Raw genomic sequence first — 4,235 nt, forward strand, 5'->3', positions numbered from 1 at the left:
CCTTTTCTTTCTTCCTAATTAAGCATTCCTTTTTACAATACTAGTATTGATGTCATAATAGGAGGATCGCTTATGCAATTCTTAAAGAAATTCGCTATTTTATTATTATCTTTTTTTATTACTGCACTTATCGTTTTATATTTTTATCTTTATGTAAATGGTCCGATTATTCAAGCTAAATCAGCTATTTTAATAAATGCTAATTCAGGTGAAATTGTTTATAAAAAAAATGAAGAAACTCCGATACAATCAGCTGCTTTATCTAAATTAATGACAGAATATATCGTATTGGAGCAACTAAATGATAGAAAAATACAGTTAGATGACTTCGTACAAATAAGTAACGAAGTTTTCCGAGTAGAAACAAGCCCTATACAAGTAACATCGAATGATAAAACAACGGTTCGTGATTTACTTCATGCATTGCTACTGGCAGGGAATAATCGTTCTGCACTCGCTCTAGCAGAACACATTGCTGGAAATGAAGATAACTTTACAATATTAATGAATAAAAAAGCAAAAGAACTAAAGTTATTACAACCATCTCCATTTCTAAACTCTACTGGAATTAATAATGATACAAATAAACAATCAACTACAACAGCGATAGATGCAGCTAAACTAGCAGCACGATTAGTAAAAGATTTTCCAGATGTATTGAATATTACGAAACTAACCTCTTACCAATTTACCTTCAAAGATTCCCAAGTTTTCAATACGAATAAAATGATATATTCCCTTAATGAAAACATTAAACTTCAAGGTGTTGATGGCTTACAAACTAGTTTTTCAACTAACGGTAATTATAGTTTTGTCAGTACAGCAAAACTTGGAGATACTAGACTAATTTCAGTAATATTAGATGCAGATGAAGAAAACATTTCATTTATTGAAACAAAAAAGTTACTACAGTATGGTTTTGATCCTTCCTCGTACTCTGCACTCCAAGCTTTTAAAGACGCCCTTACATCCTGGACAATATTACTTCAGTTTAAAAATTTAATTATACAAACTATAATGATTTTTTTAATCATTACCACCTTAATGTTTTTACATATACGTCAGAAAAAATCCGAGGATTTCAATTAAGAAATCTTCTTATATATAAAACCGACTTGCGCTTAAGATGCAAGTCGGTTTTTAATTCTATCATCCTCTTCAAATTTGCTGAAACTGGTTGCAAGTTTAACTTCCTCGCCCATATAGATAGCTGACCAATATGATGAATTTCATATCCCATTACATGTCTTAAAACCTATGTTTTTTGAGGCATACATCCATCTCTGTTTCCTTTCGTTGTATTCGTTTGTTTAGTTTAAATGGGTTAATCTATTAATTCTATTAAATCCAACAATTGAACTATTACATATTAAAGTTCTATTCATATACTGTAGTAGATTACTAGAAAGGAGGCTTAACTATGGATAGTTGCGTTGTATTTGTAAACGGACAACCTTTTTTAGTTCTTTCAGTAGCTGGTATTGAAATTGCTAGATTAGAGATTTCCCTTCAAGTAGCATTAGCTCTAAGAGTGCTTGGGATACCAATCTGTGATTAATTACCAAATTAAAAGAAAAAGAGGGCATTAGCCCTCTTTTTTTATTTTCTTCTCACCTTTTCTTAACAACAAACAAAATTCAAATTTAATTAATTATAAAAAATTAAAGTATATGAACGTTACATGAAACACTTATTAAGATAGCTGTCCTTCACACTATTTATTTCGCCGACATTATATAATCAAAGCACAAAATGATTAACTTTTTATACGTCTTATTTTAAGTGTGCTAGCATTCTAGGCTAGATAATTATGACTGCAAAAAAACTTCAAGTTCTCGTTTATATAAATTAAATAACGCTTTCACTTTTTGAATCGATTGATAATCTTTAAATTGCTGTTCTCTATCTTCTTATCCTTGAAGAGCACTAATCCAACTATACTCTACATCTACAATATGAAATAATGTTTCTAACATACCCCCAGTTTGCAAAGTAAATCTTCCTCTGAAAGTTGTTCACACCACTTAAACCAATCATCTCTTACTTGCCAATTATATTGAAATAAAGTGTACACATTTATCTCTCCCTTACTTCAATTATCCACCTAACAGCATCTGTTATACATTTAACCATTGACAATCATTTCTCTTCGGCCAAGTTCCTCTACAGCGTGATTAATTATTTCACTTACAGATAAAGAACCATCCAATATGATATCTGAATTTGGCTTAACAGTATGAATTGCCTCTAAATAAGCTTTTCTCGCATATGTCATGTAATGTTCCAAATCATTATGTATTTCATCTATTGTACCTTCCTTAAAATCTCGCAAAATCCTTCTAGCCATCGCAATATCTAAAGGCGTATCAATAAATATAGTTACATCAATGAACTTTCGCATCTCACTATTTAAGTTTGCAAAAGGATAATCTATAATAATATAGTCTAAGCTATTATTTTGTATAAGTTGCTCAATATCATGAATTAATGGTGTTAATACCCACTCGTCATAATTCGCCCCATCATCAATCCATTTACAAATATCAGCAGGACAGTTATCAAATGTATAACTATCAAAATATAAAGCTTTTGAGTTTTTAAACTTATGCTTTAATCTTTCTGTAATTGTAGTTTTACCTCCCCCCGAAACAGCTGCAATTGAAATTATTTTTGTTTTATTATCCACTATACCCACCAAGACCCTTTCGTTAACATAATATAATTATAAATTACTATCGTTGCTACTTCTTCCATTCATATTCTAACATACTCATTTCCCATAAATTCCAATACGTTTCTCCTACTCTTTTTGACTCTCTTAATAAGCCTTCTTTTACAAACCCTATTTTTTCGTAACATGAAATGGCCGATGTATTAAAATCATACACACCAAGAGTTACTCTATGTAGTTTTAATTTGTCAAAAGCAATATGAAGTACTGCTTTCATCATATGTTTTCCTATAGAACGTCCTCTCATCTTCGTATTACCAACTAATACTTTTCCAATTCTAGCGGACTTGTTAATATTATCTATTTGCCCAAGCGAAATATGACCAATAACGTCTGAAGTCTCTTCATCTACCACTTTGAAAGCGAATGTATTTGCACTTTCTATATACTTCTCTAATTGCTGTTCGTCTAAAGGAAATGTGAAGGCATTACCTGACCATTGTATTAGAAATTCTTCGGAATTAATCCAATTTATTAATTGTTTATAATCAGATTTTTTAAAGGTTTCTAGTTTAATCACTTCCTTGCTCCTTTCGTACATCATGTTTTATAACCTCAAACTTATTTCTATATAAAGAATATATTCTCCTTTTATATGAAATTAAAATAAAGCCATTCATGTGAATGGCTTTACAAAAAAGCAGCATAATTATGCCTTGTTTGCTACATCAATACCATTAAAATCAAAGTCAGCCGTAACCGTTGTAACAGGTGGGAAAATTGCTTCAATTTTGCAAATGGAAATAATTACTCCAACCGATCCAGGAATAGCCGCAAGCTTAACTACATCACAACTTACAGACGAAACAGTACCTACATAAGTACGTCCCTCTGTGTTAATTTGAACTGTTCGATTAATTAATTTCTTAAGTTCATCTCTAATTCCTTGTACACAAGAATTATCACATTTCTCATGCTGTTCTTTTTTACACTCTTCGAATACTTCCCAACAATCATCCTGTTTACATGTACACTTCTTTTTACAATTATTAAATCGAGAACCCAATACCTCACCCCCTAATCATTTCTATTAGTAAAGTATGTCCACTAGCTTAAAAGGGTACGAGGCAAACGCATAAAAAGAAAAAAACAAGCAATTGTACCAAACCTTCTTTTCATTATTCATTATAAAAACAGACCTCTCCTAATTAAAAGCTTGTTTAATGAGCGGCCGTGAATTTAGTCCTACTCCATTTAATGTTTAGACACCGCTTTCTAAAACAAACCTTTTTTCTTTTAAATAAGACGCTCCTTAAAAACGCACTAGATTTTCCCATTAACTCACATATACATAGACTTTATTTGTGGATTTTTCCTTTGTTATTGTGAAATATACATTCAAAAAAGCGTACTCGAAAATAAGATATTATTTGTAATCAGAACGCTTTCTTCAACAAATGTTTATTAAAAAATACCATAACTAGTAGTAGTTCCCTCCACTATCTCTTAAAAATTAGCATAGTTTGTATGAACTCTATATCGAGTAGAAAACACTCTATCATAT

Annotated in this window: 5 protein-coding genes and 1 pseudogene; 2 read left to right on the forward strand and 4 right to left on the reverse strand. The window is 30.9% G+C overall.

The window, feature by feature from the left end:
* Positions 1-72 precede the first annotated feature (72 nt).
* Positions 73-1,089, forward strand: coding sequence for a D-alanyl-D-alanine carboxypeptidase family protein (locus GBN78_RS28835; protein ID WP_001160043.1), 1,017 nt, complete (start codon positions 73-75; stop codon positions 1,087-1,089).
* Positions 1,090-1,420: 331 nt separating this feature from the next.
* Positions 1,421-1,558 (forward strand): DUF3956 domain-containing protein, encoded by a 138-nt coding sequence (locus GBN78_RS28845; RefSeq protein WP_000376554.1) that lies wholly within the window; start codon positions 1,421-1,423, stop codon positions 1,556-1,558.
* A gap of 256 nt (positions 1,559-1,814) precedes the next feature.
* Here the strand turns inward: GBN78_RS28845 and GBN78_RS30505 are convergent.
* From GBN78_RS30505 to GBN78_RS28865, 4 genes and pseudogenes are all read right to left on the reverse strand, one after another.
* Positions 1,815-2,074, reverse strand: a pseudogene (locus GBN78_RS30505) (DinB family protein); the annotation flags it as partial.
* A gap of 51 nt (positions 2,075-2,125) precedes the next feature.
* On the reverse strand, positions 2,126-2,695 hold the full coding sequence (locus GBN78_RS28855) for a nucleoside/nucleotide kinase family protein (RefSeq protein WP_370940960.1): 570 nt from the start codon (positions 2,693-2,695) through the stop codon (positions 2,126-2,128).
* Between the two features lie 46 nt (positions 2,696-2,741).
* Positions 2,742-3,275, reverse strand: a complete 534-nt coding sequence (locus GBN78_RS28860; protein ID WP_000990086.1) for a GNAT family N-acetyltransferase — start codon at positions 3,273-3,275, stop codon at positions 2,742-2,744.
* A gap of 105 nt (positions 3,276-3,380) precedes the next feature.
* On the reverse strand, positions 3,381-3,737 hold the full coding sequence (locus GBN78_RS28865; RefSeq protein ID WP_000535573.1) for a hypothetical protein: 357 nt from the start codon (positions 3,735-3,737) through the stop codon (positions 3,381-3,383).
* Positions 3,738-4,235 lie beyond the last annotated feature (498 nt).

This window comes from Bacillus sp. B2-WWTP-C-10-Post-4 (genome assembly GCF_009183805.1).
Taxonomy (GTDB): Bacteria; Bacillota; Bacilli; order Bacillales; family Bacillaceae_G; genus Bacillus_A; species Bacillus_A cereus.